Here is a 20666-nt window from a genome sequence, read left to right on the forward strand (position 1 = left end):
GTTTTCAAAGTACTACCAGTTGCCGTGCAGTTGACGTATCAACCAGGCAACTCTTATATGATACCGTCATTGGCAACCAATGTCAATAACTTTTTTCATAATCATGTCGTGGTGTGCAGCAATTAATTATCACTGCCCCGACACAACCCAATCAGTATATCAATCGGTACTAACAAAGTCCAGAACTTTTGGATAAAAAATGAAATTTTCTTCGGCGGGTAACCATTACCAATATTAATAGTAATTAGTGGGCATCCGCGTCCGTTGGTTCTGTCCTCCGAAGAGCACGAGAACCATTATCCCTAAAACCAGGGTCCCCGTCAACCGTTTGCTGTAACAAAACAACATTGGACTGCCTAACTGACATTGTCTGCACCAATACCATACAGTTCCAAGCCCCCCGCAACAGGGTATTCGCCCCAACCACATACCAGCCGCAACTGCCCCTACAAAAACAAATAGGGACCACGTTGATGGCATATACACCATCGCGTGGTCCCATTATCATTCTATTTAACGCGTAAGTCCGCAATGTTTACCCGTCGGTCAACCCAGGAGTCATCGTAGAACCCTTCCTCATGTGATACAAGGATGACCGCACCCGGATACTCGATCAATGCTTGCCGCAAAGCAGCCTTAGTGTCGTCATCCAAATGGTTGGTCGGTTCATCCATCACGAGTAAGTTAGTCGTCTGCATCATCAGGTCAGCCAACTTCACTTTGGACTGTTCCCCCCCTGACAGCAGCGTCAATGGTTGGTCGACATTCTCCCGTGTCAACGCCGTGCGGCTCAGCACCTGACGTAAAGTACGCTGAGTTGCAGCTGGATATTTGGCCATCATGAACTGCAGGGGCGTTTGCTTCGGTACGTCCCACCGCAATTCCTGCTCAAAGTAACCCACCACGACGTTTTGTGCCATCTCGACCGTACCGCCTAGTGCTGGCAGCTTCCCCAGCACCGTCTTGAGCAAAGTCGACTTCCCTACACCGTTGAAACCTTCTAGGGCCATGACTTCATCATGACTCAGCGTAAAGTTCATCGGCTGGAGCAACGGTTGATCGTACCCCACACTGAGGTCAGTGACGTCCAGGAGTACCTGGCTGTTTTGTTCAATGAAGGGAAATACAATTTTGGCCTTGGCCCGGTTACCTGGTGGCGTTAACCGCTCCATGTGCGCCAACTGCTTCTCCCGACTCTTGGCGGACTTGCTACGCGTGCCGGCCTTAAACCGCCGGATGTACGCCTCCGTCTTTTGTATTTGTGCCTGCTGCTTGTTAAAAGCCTTCATATAAGTTTCCTTGTTGGCTTCCTTCTGCCGCATCGCCTGGTGCAGGCTACCCGTGTACTTGGTAATCGTGGCAAACTCAATATCCAGGATGGCATTAGTCACCTGTTCCAGGAAGTCAAAGTCATGCGAAATCACGATAAAAGCACCCGCGAACTCCTGGAGCCAATCCGATAACCATTCGATATGTGACTTATCGAGGTAGTTGGTCGGTTCGTCCAGCAGTAACATGTCGGGCTCTTCCAACAAGAGTTTAGCCAGGATGATCTTAGAGCGTTGGCCTCCTGACAACTGGTCCACCGGATGGTCTAACCCTAGTGCGGTCAGCCCTAACCCACTGGCCACCGTTTCAATTCGGGTGTCCAAGTTATAGAAATCCGCCGCTTCCAGTTCTTGCTGCAAGGTACCAGCTTTGGACAGCAACTCATCGTCTGGATTAGTCGCATAATCGGCATAAATTTGGTTGACCTTATCGGCCTTGGCGTACAAATCTGCAAATGCCGTTTGCAAAAACGCCATGATGGTCTGGCCGGGTTCCAAGTTGGCGTACTGATCCAAGTACCCCACGTGGAGGTGCTTTTGCCAGACGATTTTCCCGGCGTCAGGGGTAACCTGCCCCGTTAGAATCTTGATAAGGGTACTCTTCCCCGCACCGTTCTGACCAACCACGCCAAGGTGGTCTTCCTTATTAACCTGAAAGTTTGCGTCCGTGTACAACTGCTTGTCCACGAACTGCTGGGAAAGCCCCGTTACCGTTAAAATACTCACCTGGAAAACCTCTTTTTTCTATATAAAGGGGCGCTACCTAGTAAGCGCCCGCCGTACAACTCAACGACTCACGCTACCACAGTCGACGAGGCGCGTCAATTTTCACGCTCGCGCACGGAACCACGCATGGGCGTTATAATATGCTAAAATTAGGTATTAAATATGTGGAGGCCAAAAGTTTGGAACCAACAGAAAAAAAGGGTGGTAGTACCTGGCGCTGGGTACTTGAGTTAGTCGTCCTCTTTGCCGCTGTCTTTATCATCACGCAGTTACTCATGACGTTCGTGATCAGCAAAGACGAAGTTCAGGGGTCCTCCATGGAACCGGGCTTGCAGCAAAATGACCGGCTCATCTCACTACGGCACAAGCAGATCAAGCGCAACGATATCGTCGTGGTGTACGCGCCCGATGCAACCGACAAAGCGACCGGCAAACCGGAACTGTACATTAAGCGGGTCATTGGCATGCCGGGCGATACCGTTCAAAGCAAGAACGACAAGCTGTATATCAATGGTAAGTTAGTCAAGCAACCATACTTGCACAAAAAGTTTATGCGTAAGGAAATCAAGGCAATTGCGGCACAAGAAGGCCTCGACGCCAGCAAAGTGAAGTTCACGTACGACTTCTCCCTCAAGACCCTCAAGAGTACCCACCGCACCAAGGTACCAAAGGGTGAGTACTTCGTGATGGGGGACAACCGGATTATCTCGCACGACGGCCGGGCGTTCGGTTTCCTCAAGCGGAGCCAGATCCAGTCGGTGGTCGTAATGCGGTACTGGCCAATGAGCAAGTTTAAGTTTTATTAGAGAGTGAAGTAGCCCGCTTAGAAAGCGAGAGCATAAGTGAACCCGGATAGGAAACCTGCACTTGGTTTCCTGTGCGGGTTTATTTATGCGGCAGCTTTCTGGGCGACGCAACTCGTTTGAGAGAGTGGAGCCCCGCGGGTAAAAGCGTGAGCGTAAGGCACCTGGGCGAAAAGGCCCGGGGTTGGCCTTTTGGGGCAGGTGCTTTACGCGGTAGCTTTTGCGGGGCGTAACTCGTTTGAGAGAGTGAAACCGCCCGCTTAGGAAGCGAGAGCATAAGTGAACCCGGATAGGAAACCTGCACTTGGTTTCCTGTGCGGGTTTATTTATGCGGCAGCTTTCTGGGTGGCGCAACTCGTTTGAGAGAGTGGAGCCCCGCGGGTAAAAGCGTGAGCGTAAGGCACCTGGGCGAAAAGGCCCGGGGTTGGCCTTTTGGGGCAGGTGCTTTACGCGGTAGCTTTTGCGGGGCGTAACTCGTTTGAGAGAGTGAAACCGCCCGCTTAGGAAGCGAGAGCATAAGTGAACCCGGATAGGAAACCTGCACTTGGTTTCCTGTGCGGGTTTATTTATGCGGCAGCTTTCTGGGTGGCGCAACTCGTTTGGGAGCGTGGAGCCCCGCGGGTAAAGGCATGAGCACAAAAAGACCCGGGCAAGCAGCCATATCAAGCTGCTTGCCCGGGTCCTTTTTAATGTCGATTGAATAATTAATTACTTGCGGTCCAGAATCGCCTTACCCAACTTGTAGTTGCGTTCGTGTTCACTGGCAGGCATCAGCATTCCACCCGTTGACCACACAATGTGACTGGCGTTCGCCATTGGGTAGTGCTGCGTCAGGTACGGTTGCGCCTGACGCAAAGCTGCAAAGCCCGCCGTAGCACTCGGTTCCAACTGCATCTGCTGAGTATCCATCATTTCGGCCGTGTAGGCCAGTACGCGGTCATCGTCAAAGGTGGCAATGCCCTGCAGAATGGTCCGCAGCACGTGGCCGGCAAGACGTGATGGCCGGCCAACCGCCAGACCATCGGCTTCAGTCAGTCCATCCAGACCGATATCGTAAACCGAGATCTTTTCGTTCAAACCGGTGGCCATCCCCAAAACGACGGACGGCACGTGGGTCGGTTCAGCAAAGATTGCGTGGACGTTGGGCCCGAGAATAGTCTTCAGACCAAAGGTAGTCCCACCAGGTGAACCACCAACGCCGGCTGGCAAGTAAACAAACAACGGGTGGTCCTCATCGACCGGGATGCCCTGGTCGTGCAGTTGCTTTTGCAAGCGAATAGCTGCAACCCCGTACCCAAGGAAGAGGTCGGTGCTGCCCTCGTCATCGATAAAGAAGACGGACGGGTCCGCCTCCGCTAGCTGGCGTCCGGTCGTAATGGCCTTGGAGAAGCTGCCATCATACTCGACCACGTTAACGCCTTTGCTGCGTAACACGTCCTTCTTCCACTGCTTGGCGTCACGCGACATGTGCACCGTCGCCTTGAAACCTAGCTTGGCCGCCACGATCCCGATGGATAAACCAAGGTTACCCGTCGAGCCCACGGCGATGCCGTAATGACTAAACAGCTCACGGAATTCCGGTTGGTTCAGCTTGGCGTAGTTGTCGGCGTACGACAACATATCGTGCTGCATCGCCACCCGTTCGGCAATCTTTAATACTTCGTAGATCCCCCCACGCGATTTGATCGACCCCGAAATGGGTAGTTCGTTATCGGCCTTCAGGTAGAGGTTCCCCGGCAAACTGTACCCTTCACGCTGGGTAACGTGCTCCTGCATCTTGCGAATCCGGTATAGCGGCGATTCCAGGATCCCGTCGGTCGCAGCGGTCTCCGGAAAGGCTACCGCCATGTACGGGCCAAAACGGTGGTAACGGGCCTCAGCGTCAAAGAGGTCCTCCTTGGTCAAAGGTAGCTTGGCGTCCTCGCCGTAGTCCGGGTTGACCCACAACGTCTCCCTTTCCGCAGCTAGGTCAGCCACGATTGGGTACTGCGCAATTAACTTCTTAACATCCATTGTGTCTAGTCCTTCTCTTTCCCCAATTAAAGTACAATGAGCCACCAGTACACCCTGATGGCCCCTGATTCAACTCACACATCGCCCATTTTGCAATAAAGGTGGCCCTTTCTGCAAGGCCTCACGCATGGTTATCAGTATATATTAATTAATTTTGGTCGCCACGGCCTGCGCGGGGCCCGTCCGCCGCGTCACTGTCTGGATGGTCCATCGCGTACCGCGCCCGTACCTGTTCGTAAAATACCGCCACTGTGGTCTGGATGTACGGCGTTACGTACAGGTCCGCGATACCCAGCGTAACGATCGACAACAGGTACCACGGAATAAACGAAATGTAGAGCACCAGCAGGTCGGCTTTGTACCCATGCATTAATCGCCAGGAGTCACCCATCAGCGTAAATACACCGCGGTGATCCCCCCGCTGCCGCGCATCGTAGAGCAAGTAGTACGCCAACCGCAGGCCGAGGGTAAAGATGATCCCGGGCACGTAGAAGAACGCCGTCCCCACGCTAACAATCAGCGTGACCAAAATGTACATCAGCAACATGCTGAAGAAGTACGTCCCGCTGAACAGTTTGAACATGATGTCAAAGACGCGTAGTCGCCGGTCCGGATTTCGCACCACGTCCAGTGCGGTCAGGCTCACCCCCGTGAAGAAGTAGAAGGTGACCAGGCCGCCAAACAAACTCTTTTTCTCGGCATTAGCGCTCAGGTTCTGCACCGTGGTAACAAAGTCGGCGTTGCTTAACGTCGCCAAGTGCGCCGACACCTGGCCAAACTCGATCCCAATGAGCAGGTTAATTGCCAACATGATCACTACGGGCAGTAGCAACGCCAACGCCAACTTGAGCCGCACTCCCGGATGGCTGAGCCGTTCCTTGGCACGTGCTTTCATCTCTGCCCGAGTCATAAATAAACTATCATTCATTAAATAGCACCATTAGCCCTTTTCTAATGACCGTGTCGTCCGCCACCGCCGATGCCGCCGGCGCCGCGTACCCGCGATGGTGTGTTTAATCGCGCGCATGGCCGACAATTGCTGGCTCAACAAACTCAACGTGTCATTACTCGTCGTTAGTGATCCCGACCGCACGCCGTAGCGGTAGTCAGGGTGAGCGCCAAAGTAGAAGCGTTCCGCGTGTATAGCATACCGCACCGTGAACAATTCGTCTTCCATGGCGTCTAAATCCTCATTAAACCGCAACTGGTGGCGAGTGATCACCCGGCGCCGAAACATTTTGTTCCATAGGTACCCACGAATGGGACCTGCGGGTGCCAGCACCCCGGCCATGAATTCATCACGCGTCAGTGTTCGTGGTAGTTGGCCGTGACCAACCACCGTCTCCGCACCGCCACGCTGGACGATGTAGGGGTTGGTGACCACGTCGGCATCATTAACCGTGGCACCGTCAACAAAGTGGCGCACGTAATCGCGGCCCATCCAATCGTCCCCATCCACAAAGATGACGTAGTCGCCCTGGACGTGGGCCAACCCCGCATTGCGGGCCGCCGACACCCCGCCAGCTGGCGTTAGGTGGAGCACCCGCATCCGGTCATCACGCGCAGCTGCACGCTGCAAGAGCGCGGGTGAATCATCGTGCGAACCGTCATCCACCAATAAAATTTCCAGGGCATGGTAGCTTTGGTGCCGCAAGGCGGTGAGTACCCGGGGGAGGTACCGCGCCAGGTTGTGCACGGTGACAATTACTGAAACCAATGGTGTCACAGTAGCCACTCCTTTCATACATTCCATTATATATGCCCCAACGCACTACGCCTACCTTAATAAAATTTGTCGAATAATATCACTGCTAAAATGTCGGCCCATTTTTGTGGCTATATTACCGTGTAAGTGGGCATCTGTAACAATCAAGCCCGTGTTTTTGACGTGGCCATCCCAAAATATTCAAATTTGCGTCAAATTTCAAAGAGTACACCCGTTATATTACGCCTGTGTTACAACGTTGCGGAAAAAGTGCCTTTTGTAATGTAACTGGTATTAGTATGACATGAACGGGCCGTATACTGCTCCTTGTTGAGAAGCAGTGGTTTGCCACTGACAGAGAATATTAGGAGTGAATAGTTATTAAAGTTGCGTATATGAAGTGGGTAGTGACAGCGGCATTGGCCATTATCCCAGGGGCAATGTTTGCACAGTCCAGTACGATCGTTGATGCGTCGAGTAACGCACAGCAGGATGTACAGGTCAAAGTACAGACTGGGGACACCCTCGAAACATTGAGCGAACAATACGGTGTTAGTCTTGACGATATTGCCAAGGCCAACCACATTCATTTAAACAAATTGACACTGGCCAGTGGTTCAACTTTGAAGATTCCCGAAAAGGGTAACAAGATCACCCCGGGGACCAACAAGTACAATGAGGCTGAAAAGCAGCTTCAGGCCGAAGCAGCAGCCAAGGCTAAGGCGGAAGCACAAGCTAAAGCCGCTGCTGCCGCCAAGGCGAAGGCCGCCGCGGATGCTGCTGCTAAGGCCCAAGCCGCTCAGCAGCAACAACAAGCCAGTGCCCAGAACACGAGCACTACCAGCAACACCACGACGACCACCACTACTACCACTAGTGGTAAGAGTTACGGCACGTTCAATCTGACCTTCTATGACCCAGCCGTACTGGGTTCTAACATGGGTTATGGTGGCGTAGCGGCCAACCTCTCCGTCTTTCCTAAGGGTACGCACCTGAAGATCACCCTGTCTGACGGGACGGTTTGGTACCGCGTGGTTAACGATACGGGTTCATTCGCTAACAGCAACAGCCGCCAGTTGGACGTCGCCATGCCGAACGATCAGGTCCCATCGGCCGGTGTACTGAGCGCCACCGTTGAAGTCGTCGGTTAATTCAAACTAAACATGATTACTGCACCAGCCGGGCACCATTGCCGGCTGGTTTTTTGTTGTGGTTGCACCCCGCCGGGCACCCCCTGACGGTACAATGATATTTACTACCGCTCCCCGACCGAGGTTTGATACTCACTGACAGACAAGGGCGATAAAATTAGTGGACGCGGGCCATTCTGGCGCGGCCGCACGATCCAACCAGGCACTACCGTCACCTCACCCACATGGTGTCACACTACCTGTTGCCCCTAGACAACACCTTTGCCCAGACACAAACGGGTCCGCCTCCTAACAATTGCAGGAAGCGGACCCGTTGTTTTCATTAATATTCACGTTACGTTCGGCAAGAAGCCATTCGTGAGCCATCCTGATTAGTAGCCAGTACTGCCACCATAGTAACTACTGGTACCCCCATAGGGGCTAGTGTCCGTACCATTCGTTGCAGTCGTACTATCGGTGGTGCTCTCCGCAGCACCAGTACCATACGCTGCACTAGACGAACTAGTGTAATACGTCGTGGTCGTACCGTTAAAGAAGGATGAGTTGATTGCGTTCAGCCGCGTGTTAAAGTTACTCAGCGTTTCCTGCGACTTGCCTAACTGCTTACGAATGCGGTTGCTCGTCTTCTGTAGTGCTGACGTCGAAGCCACCTGGTACGATGCTCCGTCGATAGTTGCATCATTGCCCTGCAACGTGTACTTCTTGATGTTGCTGGCAGCTTTACGGTAATCCGAATTCTGCGCCATGGTAATCAGGTCGTCAAAAGTTAGGTTCATCTTCAGGCTACCCTTGAGTGAACTCAGCACGCTTTCGTACGAGGTCAGTGTCTTGGCGGACAACAGGGACTTCACAATGGCTTTGATCACCTGTTGTTGCCGCTGCTGCCGCCCGTAATCACCCTTGGGATCCTCGTACCGCATCCGGGCAAACTGCAGAGCCCGGGTCCCGTTAAGGTGCGCCTTGCCCTTAGTGAAGGTCCCGCCGTCATGACTCGGGTCACTCCAGCTAAACGGTACGGTGACATCAACACCACCTACCGCGTTAACAATTTTCTTTAGCCCGTTCATGTTCACGGTAATATAGTAGTTAATTTTGATGTTCAATAGTTTCTGGACGGTTTTGAGTGTTGACTCCTCACCACCACTAGCGTAAGCCGAATTGATTTTGGCCACATCGCCCGTGCCGGAAATCTTCGCCAGCGTGTCTCGTGGGATACTAGTAATTGTGGTCTTGTGCTTCTTGGGGTTGATCGTGACCACTTCAATGGAATCACTATTCCCCTTACCCCAACTAGCGCCACGGCCCAAAGCCCCGGTATCGGTACCGAGGAGCAAAATTGAAATTGGCTTTTCTTCCTTGATCAGCTTGCTGTTAGCTTTAGCGCTGGTCTGGGTGACGTTGGAGTACGTACCGTTGATTGCCGTCTTGGTCTCGGCAAAGAAACGGAAGCCATAGGCCGCCACCAAGAACAAAATGCCAAGGATGGCAAATATTAAAAAGCGCCACACCGGGTGATGCGGAGCCCGTCTAACCTGCTTACTGCCTTGCGAACGTGAATCCATGTATGTACCCCTCTAATGGTTTTACCGTAATGGCCACTTCAACGCGCGCCATTAGTCGAAAGAATTATACCATACGCCATCAAGCCACCCACCGCGTCAACGCCACGTTTACGCTTTTTTAGGGAAACTGTGTCAACTCTGTAACCTATTTGCCTTATTACCACGGGTCCAACAACGACCACCGAACCCCACCAAGTGCGTGTTGTTAGTATTGGCAGCGATTACACAAAATGGCATAATTTACCCCCACGCGAAAATATTGTGCTAAAGTATTGTTAGTACTGATAAATAATAAGGAGGAAGCACAATGGCTCACTTAACGAAACTCACTGACACGTACACGCTCAGTAACGGGGTCAAAATCCCAATCGTCGGTTTTGGCACCTGGCAAACGCCTAGTGGCGAAGTCGCACGAGATTCCGTCAAGGCGGCGTTGGACGCTGGCTACCGTCACATTGACACCGCCGCCATTTATGGTAATGAAGAGAGTGTCGGCGAGGGGCTCAAAGCCAGTGGCGTTGACCGTCACGACATCTTCTTGACCACTAAGCTGTGGAACTCCGACCGTGGTTACGACAACACGCTGAAGGCAATCGACACGTCTTTGCGTAAACTGGGCACTGATTATGTGGACCTATACTTGATCCACTGGGGCAACCCGAAAGCCTTCCGTGACCACTGGCAGGAAACCAACGCCGAAACCTGGCGCGCCATGGAAGAAATTCTGAAATCCGGGAAGGCCCGCGCCATTGGGGTTTCTAACATGCGGGTCAAGCACCTTCAGGAACTGTTCAAGACCGCCAACACTAAGCCGATGGTGAACCAGTCATTCCTGAACCCTAGCGATATGCAGGAAGAGGTCACCAAGTTTGATACCGAGAACGGTATCCTCAACGAAGCATACAGCCCACTCGGCACGGGGAAGATCTTCGGCATCCCTGAACTGCAAAAGATGGCTAAACGCTACGGCAAGAGTGTGGCTCAGCTGGTTCTGCGCTGGAGCCTCCAGCACGACTTCCTACCACTGCCAAAGTCCGTCCACGCTGAACGGATTCAAGAAAACGCCCAGCTGTTTGACTTCGAGCTGTCCCACCACGACATGGAACTCATCGACGGACTTCATGGTGTTGCCGGGTTGGCTCAGGACCCCGACACGGTTGGCTTCTAGATTGTTAATCCGTACCCAAGCTTGCGCCTGACAACGCAAGCTTTTTTGGTGGCACGCACCTCACTGCTGGTGCCCGCTACACTACGGGCCAGCGCGCACGCGCGCAATAGCACCCTACTTGTGCTACACTGACAGCAGCAAACTTACAGGAGGATAACCATGTTTGAACCCACCAAAAAGCACCGCGTGTCTGACGCGGTTGCGCAAGTCTTCCCTCAAGAAGTCACCGACCAAATTTTCCAGGTGGTGAACTTAATGGTCAAGGCGCACCAAATCGTCGTCGCCCCCGTCGCCATCATCTTTTCTGACGACTTTACCGACGATGAACTCTACGCCATGATGATTCAGGGCAACGCTGCGCCAGCACAAGAATTCCCCATCACGTACAAAGGTGACAAGCCGTTTCTCGGCCACGCCTACATTCTTATCGTGAAGGACCACCCGAAGACCATCTCCATTGACTTCAGTGCGGCAAACGACTTGCCGGACAATTTGAAACAGACAAACTAGTAACAATTAAATAGACCCAACGTGCTCACACGATGGTGTGCACGTTGGGTCTATTTTAATGTCTTGCGTGGTGTTGGCTACTTAGTCCACGCCGCGTACAGCTTGACTAACGCCTGCGTCCCGTCGTTACCGTGTCCCGCGTCCACGAGCTGCGCGTACAGCTGCTTAGCGGTCTTGGTCGCCGGCAGATCCAGGCCAAGCTTATCGGCTTCATCCAGCGCAATACGCAGATCCTTGAGGAAGTGCTTTGCAAAGAAGCCGGGGGTGTAGTCGCCTTTGAGCACCCGGGGACCGTAATTCGTGAGGCTCCAGTTAGCCGCCGAACCGGCACCAACCGTGGCCAACACGTCATCGAGGTTGAGCCCGGTGGCCCGGGCGTAAACCAACATTTCGGTCAGTCCGGTCATCGTGCCGGCAATCATGATCTGGTTAGCTATCTTGGCGTGCTGGCCCATCCCGGCATCCCCAAAGCGGTGCACAGAACCGGCAATGACGTCAAAGATGGGCTTCAGGGTGTCCATGACAGCCGGGTCGCCGCCAACCATCACGGTCAACGTCCCGTTCTTGGCCCCCACATCACCACCAGAAACTGGCGCATCCACCGCAATCACACCACGGGCGCTTGCCGCCGCGGCGATCTTGCGCGCCAACGTCGGCGTACTGGTAGTCATATCCACCACCAACTGTCCCGTAGTAGCTCCCGCAAGAATCCCCTCATCACCAAAGTAGATGTTTTCGACATCCTGGGGAAAGCCCACCATACTGATGGTGATGTCAGTGGCAGCCGCTACTTCGGCGGGCGAATCTGCCCAGTGAGCGCCGTTATCCATCACCGGCTGGGCGTGGGCTTTAGTGCGGTTGTACACCGTCACGTCATACCCAGCTTTAAGCAAGTTATTGATGATGCCAGTGCCCATCACACCCGTGCCAATAAAACCAATTTTCTGCATATTATTACTACTCCTTTACTGGTACCCGTTCAATTACAATAACTGTTCCAACGCGTCCAGCCGGTCAGCGAAGACGTTAAAGGCCCCTTCCAGGTAATCCGGCTTGGTCATATCCACGCCCGCAGCGCGCATCGTCTCAATCGGGTACTGCGTGGACCCACTCTTGAGGAAACCCAAGTAATGCGTTACCGCCCCGTCATTACCGGCTGTGATGCCCTGCGCCAACGTGGTTGCGGCCGCAAAGCCGGTCGCATATTGATAAACATAGTAGTCGTAGTAAAAGTGCGGAATCCGGGCCCATTCGAGGCTGATCTCCGGGTCGGCGACCAGCGTGTCACCATAATACTTGGCGTTGATCGCCGCATACTTATCGGAGAGTGCATCCGCCGTTAACGGGGTCCCCGCCTGGTCAGCCTGGTGCATCCAGTCCTCAAACTCCGCAAACTGCGCCTGCCGGAAAACGGTGCCCTTGAACCCGTCCAGATAGTAATTGAGTAGGAAGGCGCGTACCTGCGGATCCTCGTTGTGTGCCAGCAAGTAGTCCGTCAACAGGTTTTCGTTAGTCGTCGACGCAATTTCCGCCACGAAGATGGGATAATCGCCATACATGTAGTCTTGATTGTGCCGTGAGTACCAACTGTGAACCGAGTGCCCGGTCTCATGTACCAGCGTGTAGAGCGAATCCAACGAATCGTGCCAGCTCATCAGGATAAACGGGTTGGTGTCATACGCGCCACCCGAGTAGGCACCGGACTGCTTGTTACGGTTAGCGGCAAAGTCGACCATGCGGTGGTCGTAAATGTCGCGGACATGGGTCACGTAATCATCGCCCAGGACGCTGAGGGCCCGTTCCGCTTCGACTTTGGCCGCGGGCACGGTGTAACTGAGAGCCGGCTCTCCGGTCAGTGGCGTGTACAGGTCGTAGCTGTGCAACTCCGCCAACCCCAACACGCGCTTGCGCAACGCCACGTACCGGTGCAACAGCGGTAGGTGGGCGTTGACTTGCTCCACCAACGTCGTGAACACGGCTTCCGGAATGTGGTTGTGGCTCATCGCGGCGACGCGTGCGCTTGGATATTTGTGCGCCTGCGCGCGGAAGTTGTCCGCCTTGACTTTGCCCGTCAGCGTCGACGCAAAGGTGTTACGCAGGGAGTCATAGGTCGCGTACAACGACTCAAACGCGCCCTGCCGTACATCGCGGTTGGTGCTGTGAATCAACTCATCGTAAAGGCTGTGGTTCAATTCCACAAAGTCACCATCGTCATTTTGGACCATGCCAAAGTCGATGTCGGAGTTGTTCAACACGTTAAAGGTGTTGGTGGTGCCATCCAGCGCGTCACCGGCTGCGGCTAAGAGTCCCTCGGTCGCTGCATCCAGCACGTGGTCACGCTCCGCGGTAATGTTGTCCAAAAAATGTTGGTCGTGGTGGAGGTCAGCGTTATGTGCCACCCAGTCAGCCAACGTATCGGCAGAGATTGCCAAAATTTCTGGGTTCATGTAGGCAGTAGCGCTAGCAAAGGTGGTGGCTAAATTGTCCGCACGCGCCTTGTAGCCTAGGTACTGACTGTTGCCAGTATCCTGGTCGCTCTTCATGGACGCGTACACGTACAACTTCTCCAGCCGGCGGAACGCGGCCAGAATCTGGGCGATACCCGCAGCCAATTGCGTTGGGCCCTGCCCGAGGGTTCCTTGCAGTTGCTTAAGGGTCGGCACGAGTTTCTGCACGGCGGCATACTCTGCTTCCCAAGCATCGTCGTCAGCGAACACGCTGGTGAGATCCCAGGTCAGGTCCGTGGGCACCTCGTCGCGGGTCGGTAAGGTAACGGTCATAATCAACACCCTTTCGTGGAGCTTTTGACCATATGTTAGCACAGTTCCCTGTAGTTGGCCTTACGCCGCAGTTAGCGGACGGCGTGACCGCTTGTACACATCAAAAAGGCCGCATTCCCGACAGAATGCGGCCAACTTTGGTTTAGTAGCAATTAGTGCGGCTTAGGCCTGGTACCGGGACTCCCCGTTCAAGTAGGTCTCAGCCAAGCTCATGTCGGGGTTCAAAACCAGGAAGTCGGCGTCACGGCCAGGCAGAATGCTCCCACACTTGTCGTTGATGCGGCTCGACTTAGCGGCAGTGTAGGAACCCATCATTACGGCTGCTTCTGGCGTCGCGGCGTTCCAGTCCACCACGTTCTTAACGGCATCCTTCAACTGCAGGATCGAACCAGCCAGGTGGTTGTCACTCTTCAAGCGGGCAGTACCCCCACCGACCGTAACGGGGAATTCACCCAGCACGTAGTCACCATCAGGCATCAAACCGGCCCGCATGCAGTCCGTAATCAGGGCCACGTGCTCTGGTGTCTTTTCGCGAATCAACGTAGCGGCAACTTCTGGACGGATGTGGTGACCGTCACAAATCAGTTCGTCGTCCACGATGTTCATGAACATGGCGGCGCCAGCCATCCCCGGTTCGCGGTGGGTCAAACCACTCATACCGTTGAACGTGTGCGTAAAGGAAGTGGCACCCGCTTCAACACAGTCACGGGCCTGTTCAAAGGTGGCGTTGGAGTGACCCAACGAAACCACTTTGCCAGTACCACTGACGTACTCAGTGAACTCCACGGCACCCTTGCGTTCTGGTGCCAGGGAAATCTTCTGTAGCATGCCCTTGGCACTTTCCTGCCACTGCTTAAACTCGTCGATCGACGGGTCACGGAAGTACTTCGGGTTCTGCGCCCCTTTGTGTTCTGTGGTGAAGAATGGGCCTTCAAAGTGGATACCCTGAATCTTCGCACCCGTTTCGGAGCCGGCGTGGTCACCAATCATCTTGCAGACGGCGTTCAACTGGTCAAAGCTAGCGGTCAAAGTCGTGGGCAACCAGGACGTAACCCCCGTACGGAGCAACCCTTCAGACATTTCGTTGAGGGCGTCCCAGTCCGCATCCATCACGTCGTGGTCCAACAGACCGTGGATGTGGGTGTCGACCAAACCTGGGGCGATCCACTGGCCATCGTAATCAACAATCTTCCCGGTTGGGGCCTGGTGATCACTCGGAATGAATTCACCGAACTTGCCATCGTCGGTCACCTCGAGGTAACCGCCAATTTCGGTCGTATTCTTCAAAAAGAATTTTGCAGCGTGAATATAGTAGCTCATGAATAAATCTCCTATCCTCAAATTCGTCGACACCAGCCAACTGCTAGCGCTTACTAACATTTTACACCATTCAGTGTATCATGCGGTGGTCTAGACCACAACACAGCAGCGGTGAATTCCTGGCGTCAACTCGGTGCCATAGCAAAACCCCGGGAATGAACGCCCGGGGTCGCCTTGATTAGTTACCAGTAGTACCGGCAATCACGTCGTTAATGTGCACTACGCCCGCTTTGCCGTCATCAACCAGCTGTGGTGTCGTACCGACCATCGCGCCATTGATGAAGCTAATGACCATCGGTAGGTTCATCCCCGCATACAGGTCGATATCTGCGCCTTCCATAATCATCCGGGATACTACGTTCGCCGGGGTGCCACCCATTAGGTCAGCCAGGACGGTGAAGTCGTCCAGCCCCGCAATCGTATCCTTAAACTTCTTCTGGAAATCCTCTGGCCCTTCGTTTGGCAACAATGGCACCGTCAGAATGTCGTCTTGCGGACCCATAATCAGCTCCGCACTCTTCTTCAACTCCACGCAGAAACTACCGTGGCTAATCAAGATTAATTTGGTCATGAAAATTCACCTTTCTATCCTTCCACCAACGTCGTGCGCTAACCCTTAGCAATCACACCCAGAGCAGACAGCGCAACGGAAACGATCAACACAATGAAGATGGCCCGGGTTGAAGTCATGTGCTTCTTACCCAGCAACCAGTAGATGGCACCAACGATCAGCGCTGGTAACAGCTTGGGCAGGATCATGTCCATGTAGTTTTGCATGTTCAGCGGCACGGACCCAATCTTTGGCGCCCAAGCAATGTTGACGTTGATCATCGTGGCCACTAGGGCCCCGACCATGAACACACCCATCAAGGTAGCGGCGTCAGTCAACGCTGACAACTGGCTCTGCATGTTCGTCACCAGGGAAACACCCTGCTTGTACGCCACTTTCAATTGCTTCCAACGGAACACGTTGACGGCCATTTGGGCAACGATCCAGATGAGGATCCCAATCGGGTTACCCTTGCTGGCCATGTTGGCAGCAATGGCACCAAAGATGGCTGGAATCAGGGCGGCAAAGATGGAGTCCCCGATAGCGGCGAAGGAACCCATCAACCCAGTTTTCAGACCCGTAACGGTTTCCTCACCCTTGATACCTTCATTCTCTTCAACGGACAGGTCGATCCCCGTGATAATGGTGTTGAAGAAGTTGGAGGTGTTGAAGAACTGGGTGTGCGTCTTCATCATCTGCTTGAGTTCAGGGGTGTCATCACCGTAGATCTTCCGTAGCTGCGGCAGGATGGTGTACAGGTACCCAGAACCCTGCATCCGTTCGTAGTTCCAACCTAGCTGAAAACCGAAGAGGCTACGCCGGTTGATCTGATTGAAGTCTTTATCAGTTAATTTGTAATTAGAGCTCGTCATCAGTGATCTCCCCCTCATCTGCAGAACTATCTTGTTTGACGGCTGCCTTGGTACCACCAGCGCTACCGCCGCCATTGTTGCTTGCACTTTGCTTGTAGCTAATTGCGGCCAGAGCAAAGCCAATCAGGGCAATGGCCAACATGGACAAACCGTTGAAGGACGTCGTGAACGCCTTGGATGCGGCGGTCAGGCCCGTACCCAACGTCTGAATGTCAGTAAACGTAACGGTGAACAGGGTAGTAATCATGAAGCCCAGGATCAGGTATGGGAAGTGCTTCTTGACCGGCAGGTACCGGAGCAAGATAGCAAAACCAACGGCCGGTAATACGGCACCAGCAACGGTCAGCCCATCGCCGAGCCACTTCCAGCTACCGTTCAGAACACCAACGACTTTGGTAACCAGGCCACCACCAAAGGTCAGGGCCAGGCCAACAGGGATCATCCGGGACAGGGCCCATGGTAGGGCACCAGCCAGGAAGTAACGTTCGATCCCTTTGTAGTCCATCTGGTCAACCTTCTTATCGATGCGGTGAGCAAAGAAGGTGTTCGCGAACCGGGCCAGGATATCCGTTTCGATCATCAGACTAGCTACAGGTACGGCCAACGCCGCAACGGCAGCTTCTGGCTTCATCCCCGTGCTGATGGAGAACGCCGTGGCCAGAATCGTCCCGGAGTTAGCGTCGATCTTGGACGCACCCCCGAAGGTCCCAACACCCAGCACGGTCAGCTGCATGGCCCCACCAATGATCAGGCCAGCCTTCATGTCACCCATGACGATCCCACTAAACAGACCGGCAAAGACGGGTGCACTCAGTGAGGAATAGATCTGCAATTCATCGAGGATTTGGTACCCCGCGTACAACGTTAATAGTGCAATCTGCCACCAAGCTATTTGCATTATGCTTCTCCTCCTAACCCTTTCTTGAGCAGGCTCATAAAGTCTTGGGACTCATCGCCCGGCACCATCTGTGCAGTCAACTTAATGCCCTTGGACTGTAGCTCCTTGAAGTCCGCCACGTCCTTATCCATCACGTTAATTGACTTAGTGATGTGCTTAGTCTCATCGGTCTGGGACATGTTGCCGACGTTAATGCTGTCGATCGGCACGCCCTTGTTGATCAGCGCCAACAGTGGTGCTGGCGTTTTGGCGACGATGAAGACCCGCTGTGAATCGTACTTGTGGTTCAAAATATGATTGGCAGCTGTATCCACATCCAGAACGGATAGGCGCACACCCGCTGGGGTAGCCATCCGTAAACCACTCTTCTCAATCTGGCTCTTGGACACCTTGTCGTCAACGACCATGATCCGGGTCGCCTGCAACTTGGTCGTCCATAGGTTAGCTACTTGGCCGTGTACCAAACGGCCATCAATCCGCGTTGCGATAATCGCCATGAACTATTCCTCCTCTACTGCTGAAACCGTGCGTAACAAATTTCTGGAACCGAACAACTTCACCGACCATCCCCGGCCACCTAGTGGTTGATCATTACTACCCAGATTCCAGTAATGACGGGGAGCGGTTCACCAGTGGGTCCGCGGTTCCAACACCGACCCTCACTGTTGCCGTTAATTAATACCACGCCCACGGTCCTAACAACCGCTCCGGACAATAACTAGTAACACGGCGTGCAATAAACAATAGCATCAACATCGAACTGCGGTACGGAATACCCGTACCGGTGGAAACATGATTGCCGCACGCGTTACGTCGTACTGCCCTGGTGCTCACGGTCGGGACCGCTGGCGGCACCACCTCCTTAACGGAACGTTATTTGTTAGTTGTTGTAATCGTGAATGATGACACCCTTGACCACGCGGTTAACGGTCCCGGTTGGTGATGGGGTGTCCGGCTTGTTGCCGATCTTGACGGAACTCAGTAGCGCCAGCGTCTGCGCAAACATCACGTCTGGCAGTGCCTGGTAAGCTTCGGGCAGCTGCTGATCACCGTTAGCAAAGAAGAAGTTTTCGCCGGAGAAGTCATTGTCCTGGCTCGTTCCCACTGCGACGACCCGCTTGGCGATCTGGTCACCCTTGATTTCCTCCATCACGTCGACATCGTATTGCCGCGTGTAAGGGTTGTTGCTGAGGAAGTCAAAGACCAGCGTCCGGTCGTTCACAAATGACTTGGGGCCGTGACGGAAGCCCATGGAGGTGTCAAAGATGGTGGCAAGTTTGCCGGCCGTCAGTTCCAAGACCTTCAGTTGTGCTTCCCGGGTCAACCCGCCGAGACTACCGGAACCCAGGTATGCGATCCGGTCAAAGTCTTCATCGACCAAATTTTGGATGAAGTCTTCACGCGCTACCACTTCTTGGCCCATCTTGGTGATGGTGTTCACGTAGCCGGCTTTGGTCTCAGCGTCCGCCTGGTCAAAGACCAACAGGGCGGTCAGCGCCATGCAGGAGAAGCTCCCCGTCATCGCAAAGCCCTTGTCGTTTGAGCCTGCTGGCTGGAGCAGGACCAGGTTCTTAGCCTCGCCCTCAGCGTGTTGTGCCAGGTTGCCGTCGGGAGCGCAAGTAATGGTCAGCTGGTGCAGGTTCTTGACCAGCTGTTCCGCCAGAGCCACGGCCTTGACTGATTCTGGTGAATTACCACTACGGGCAAAGGAAACCAGGATCGTCGGCGTCTCCGGTTCGAGGAAATCGTACGGCGCGGACACAATGTCCGTGGTGGCAATCGACTCGAAGCGGAAGTGCTTCCGGTCACCGTGAGCGTTTAAATATGGGGTGACTGTGTCACCCGTGTAGGCACTCGTGCCGGCACCGGTGAAGATGACGCGGACCACTTGGCCATCAGCAGCCGCTACAACTTGGTCCAAAAACTGGCTGACCGCGTCGGCCTGCTGCTGAAAATTGCTCAGCGCTTCCTGCCATAATTCTGGCTGTTGCTTAATTTCCTTGGTGGTAATTTGTGCACCCAACTGGTTTAATTCTTCTGTTGACTTACTAAACATGCTAAATCCTCCTCAACCTTCACTACTTGTTTTGTGTTCGTCCCGGGTGGTGACGAACGGTGTAAACAAACTGGTCAGCCCGCGCAACACTCAAGGTGTACTCAATCACTTCATTATTGATGCTGGTGGATGTCCGCCTGATATTCAAGCTGGGCGATCCTAGTGGTACCTTGAGTAACTCGGCGTCCTTATCGGGCACCAAGCTCGCGTAAAACGACTCACGGGCATCCAACACCGGTGACCCGTAATGGTCCCGCAGCGTGGTGTAGAGGCTCGTCCGCTCAATTTCCTTAGCGGACAGCCGCGGGAACCGGTCCGCTGGCATGAACGTACGTTCCACCATCAGTGGCACGCCGTCAGCCCACCGCACCCGTTTCATTTTGTACGTCGGGGTACCGAGATCCACGCCGAGGTGTTCCGCGAGGTACTCCGTGGCTGGTTGTTCGTGCAAATAGATGATTTCCGAGCGCGGGTGCCGTCCCAAAGCGTTCATTTCTTCGGTAAAGCTGTACATGCCCGCCAAATCGGTCGACTCGTTGGGATCGTTGGCAACAAACGTGCCCCGACCACGACGGCGATAAACCAGGCCCATCATTTCGAGCTTGGATAGGGCGGCCCGAACGGTATTGCGGCTGACCCGGTACTGGTCCGCAATCTCCCGCTCACCGGGTAGCCGCTCGTGGGGCGACATGCGCGTTTGAATCTGTTTTTGTAATGCCTGAACTAACTGCTCGTGTAATGGTTGCTCGCTTAGCGTCACCGACACCGCCTCCCCAAATTGGTACCAACCAGTAATATTGTAACCGCTAGCAACGCCGTCGTCAAACGCTTTCTAGAAATTGGTTGGTACCAGATATTAACTAATTAATTGGTATATACCATCACGACTGTCGTCTTTATGTATTTCTCACCAAAGCCGTCATGCAATAAATTCACGATAATCCCGCCAGCACTGAAATGCCACATTATCGGTTAGGTATGCTGACACCATTTCTGAGATTTTGATATGTAAACGTTTTATGCTGTCATATATTGGTCTAGAACCAATAAGTGACAGTTGTTCTGCAAAATTGGGTAACTTTTGGGGCACGATAGCCAGCAAAATCTGGATGCGTTGCACAGATATGCGGACAGTTGACCATTACAATGACGGTGAAACCACACAAAAAAACCGGTGTTTAACCAACACCGGTTTTTGAACGCGCTTTTGCAAATGGGTAGCGC

At 53.7% G+C, this 20666-nt stretch carries 18 protein-coding genes; 4 read left to right on the plus strand and 14 right to left on the minus strand.

From position 1 onward, the window contains the following. Nucleotides 1–509: 509 nt before the first annotated feature. Nucleotides 510–2054, minus strand: coding sequence for an ABC-F family ATP-binding cassette domain-containing protein (locus FD19_RS05340; RefSeq protein ID WP_054750224.1), 1545 nt, complete (start codon nt 2052–2054; stop codon nt 510–512). 179 nt (nt 2055–2233) lie between these two features. On the opposite strand from FD19_RS05340, the gene lepB reads away from it, so the two are divergent. After that, nucleotides 2234–2860 (plus strand): signal peptidase I, encoded by a 627-nt coding sequence (gene lepB / locus FD19_RS05345; protein ID WP_056969304.1) that lies wholly within the window; start codon nt 2234–2236, stop codon nt 2858–2860. 705 nt (nt 2861–3565) lie between these two features. On the opposite strand, the gene FD19_RS05350 is transcribed toward lepB, so the two are convergent. The 3 genes from FD19_RS05350 to FD19_RS05360 all read right to left on the minus strand — a co-directional run bounded on the left by FD19_RS05350 (nt 3566) and on the right by FD19_RS05360 (nt 6596). After that, the gene (locus tag FD19_RS05350; protein WP_056969305.1) at nt 3566–4870 is read right to left on the minus strand and encodes a D-serine ammonia-lyase; all 1305 of its coding nucleotides are present in this window, start codon (nt 4868–4870) and stop codon (nt 3566–3568) included. 148 nt (nt 4871–5018) lie between these two features. Further along, the gene (locus FD19_RS05355) at nt 5019–5798 is read right to left on the minus strand and encodes a DUF975 family protein (protein ID WP_054750228.1); all 780 of its coding nucleotides are present in this window, start codon (nt 5796–5798) and stop codon (nt 5019–5021) included. 12 nt (nt 5799–5810) lie between these two features. Then, nucleotides 5811–6596, minus strand: coding sequence for a glycosyltransferase family 2 protein (locus FD19_RS05360; protein WP_056969306.1), 786 nt, complete (start codon nt 6594–6596; stop codon nt 5811–5813). Nucleotides 6597–7015: 419 nt separating this feature from the next. On the opposite strand from FD19_RS05360, the gene FD19_RS09595 reads away from it, so the two are divergent. Beyond that, the gene (locus tag FD19_RS09595; protein WP_082383858.1) at nt 7016–7726 is read left to right on the plus strand and encodes a LysM peptidoglycan-binding domain-containing protein; all 711 of its coding nucleotides are present in this window, start codon (nt 7016–7018) and stop codon (nt 7724–7726) included. Nucleotides 7727–8097: 371 nt separating this feature from the next. On the opposite strand, the gene FD19_RS05370 is transcribed toward FD19_RS09595, so the two are convergent. Further along, a complete protein-coding gene (locus FD19_RS05370; protein ID WP_056969307.1) occupies nt 8098–9288 on the minus strand; it encodes an LCP family protein in 1191 nt (396 codons plus the stop codon). 307 nt (nt 9289–9595) lie between these two features. Between FD19_RS05370 and FD19_RS05375 the strand changes: the two genes are divergently transcribed. Both FD19_RS05375 and FD19_RS05380 read left to right on the plus strand, forming a co-directional pair. Further along, nucleotides 9596–10456, plus strand: a complete 861-nt coding sequence (locus tag FD19_RS05375) for an aldo/keto reductase (RefSeq protein WP_056969308.1) — start codon at nt 9596–9598, stop codon at nt 10454–10456. A 159-nt stretch (nt 10457–10615) separates the two neighbouring features. Continuing rightward, a complete protein-coding gene (locus FD19_RS05380; protein ID WP_054750238.1) occupies nt 10616–10966 on the plus strand; it encodes a hypothetical protein in 351 nt (116 codons plus the stop codon). 77 nt (nt 10967–11043) lie between these two features. Here FD19_RS05380 and FD19_RS05385 read toward each other — a convergent pair whose 3' ends face one another. From FD19_RS05385 to FD19_RS05425, 9 genes are all read right to left on the minus strand, one after another. Next, entirely contained in the window at nt 11044–11916 is an 873-nt protein-coding gene (locus FD19_RS05385; protein WP_054750239.1) for an NAD(P)-dependent oxidoreductase, read from the minus strand. A 33-nt stretch (nt 11917–11949) separates the two neighbouring features. Next, a complete protein-coding gene (gene pepF, locus FD19_RS05390; protein WP_056969309.1) occupies nt 11950–13746 on the minus strand; it encodes an oligoendopeptidase F in 1797 nt (598 codons plus the stop codon). 162 nt (nt 13747–13908) lie between these two features. Beyond that, nucleotides 13909–15066 (minus strand): N-acetylglucosamine-6-phosphate deacetylase, encoded by a 1158-nt coding sequence (gene nagA, locus FD19_RS05395; RefSeq protein WP_054750241.1) that lies wholly within the window; start codon nt 15064–15066, stop codon nt 13909–13911. A gap of 178 nt (nt 15067–15244) precedes the next feature. Beyond that, nucleotides 15245–15637, minus strand: a complete 393-nt coding sequence (locus tag FD19_RS05400; protein ID WP_054750243.1) for a PTS sugar transporter subunit IIA — start codon at nt 15635–15637, stop codon at nt 15245–15247. Nucleotides 15638–15675: 38 nt separating this feature from the next. Next, nucleotides 15676–16488, minus strand: coding sequence for a PTS system mannose/fructose/sorbose family transporter subunit IID (locus tag FD19_RS05405; RefSeq protein ID WP_054750245.1), 813 nt, complete (start codon nt 16486–16488; stop codon nt 15676–15678). Next, complete coding sequence (locus FD19_RS05410; RefSeq protein ID WP_056969310.1) at nt 16475–17386, minus strand: PTS mannose/fructose/sorbose/N-acetylgalactosamine transporter subunit IIC; 912 nt, start codon at nt 17384–17386, stop codon at nt 16475–16477. The genes FD19_RS05405 and FD19_RS05410 overlap by 14 nt, the downstream gene beginning before the upstream one ends. Then, entirely contained in the window at nt 17386–17883 is a 498-nt protein-coding gene (locus tag FD19_RS05415; RefSeq protein ID WP_054750247.1) for a PTS sugar transporter subunit IIB, read from the minus strand. The genes FD19_RS05410 and FD19_RS05415 overlap by 1 nt, the downstream gene beginning before the upstream one ends. 383 nt (nt 17884–18266) lie before the next feature. Further along, the gene (locus tag FD19_RS05420) at nt 18267–19442 is read right to left on the minus strand and encodes an SIS domain-containing protein (protein WP_054750250.1); all 1176 of its coding nucleotides are present in this window, start codon (nt 19440–19442) and stop codon (nt 18267–18269) included. A 22-nt stretch (nt 19443–19464) separates the two neighbouring features. Then, nucleotides 19465–20202: a GntR family transcriptional regulator gene (locus FD19_RS05425; RefSeq protein ID WP_054750252.1), complete on the minus strand. Its 738-nt coding sequence runs from the start codon at nt 20200–20202 to the stop codon at nt 19465–19467. Nucleotides 20203–20666: the final 464 nt, after the last annotated feature.

The sequence above is a fragment of the Lacticaseibacillus thailandensis DSM 22698 = JCM 13996 genome (genome assembly GCF_001436135.1).
GTDB lineage: Bacteria > Bacillota > Bacilli > Lactobacillales > Lactobacillaceae > Lacticaseibacillus > Lacticaseibacillus thailandensis.

Excerpts from the sequence above, each read along its gene's own strand:
- FD19_RS05350 (WP_056969305.1), bottom strand. The coding sequence starts at position 4,870 with ATGGATGTTAAGAAGTTAATTGCGCAGTACCCAATCGTGGCTGACCTA.
- FD19_RS05355 (WP_054750228.1), bottom strand. The coding sequence starts at position 5,798 with ATGAATGATAGTTTATTTATGACTCGGGCAGAGATGAAAGCACGTGCC.
- FD19_RS09595 (WP_082383858.1), top strand. The coding sequence starts at position 7,016 with ATGTTTGCACAGTCCAGTACGATCGTTGATGCGTCGAGTAACGCACAG.
- FD19_RS05370 (WP_056969307.1), bottom strand. The coding sequence starts at position 9,288 with ATGGATTCACGTTCGCAAGGCAGTAAGCAGGTTAGACGGGCTCCGCAT.
- FD19_RS05375 (WP_056969308.1), top strand. The coding sequence starts at position 9,596 with ATGGCTCACTTAACGAAACTCACTGACACGTACACGCTCAGTAACGGG.
- FD19_RS05380 (WP_054750238.1), top strand. The coding sequence starts at position 10,616 with ATGTTTGAACCCACCAAAAAGCACCGCGTGTCTGACGCGGTTGCGCAA.
- FD19_RS05385 (WP_054750239.1), bottom strand. The coding sequence starts at position 11,916 with ATGCAGAAAATTGGTTTTATTGGCACGGGTGTGATGGGCACTGGCATC.
- pepF (WP_056969309.1), bottom strand. The coding sequence starts at position 13,746 with ATGACCGTTACCTTACCGACCCGCGACGAGGTGCCCACGGACCTGACC.
- nagA (WP_054750241.1), bottom strand. The coding sequence starts at position 15,066 with ATGAGCTACTATATTCACGCTGCAAAATTCTTTTTGAAGAATACGACC.
- FD19_RS05400 (WP_054750243.1), bottom strand. The coding sequence starts at position 15,637 with ATGACCAAATTAATCTTGATTAGCCACGGTAGTTTCTGCGTGGAGTTG.
- FD19_RS05405 (WP_054750245.1), bottom strand. The coding sequence starts at position 16,488 with ATGACGAGCTCTAATTACAAATTAACTGATAAAGACTTCAATCAGATC.
- FD19_RS05410 (WP_056969310.1), bottom strand. The coding sequence starts at position 17,386 with ATGCAAATAGCTTGGTGGCAGATTGCACTATTAACGTTGTACGCGGGG.
- FD19_RS05415 (WP_054750247.1), bottom strand. The coding sequence starts at position 17,883 with ATGGCGATTATCGCAACGCGGATTGATGGCCGTTTGGTACACGGCCAA.
- FD19_RS05420 (WP_054750250.1), bottom strand. The coding sequence starts at position 19,442 with ATGTTTAGTAAGTCAACAGAAGAATTAAACCAGTTGGGTGCACAAATT.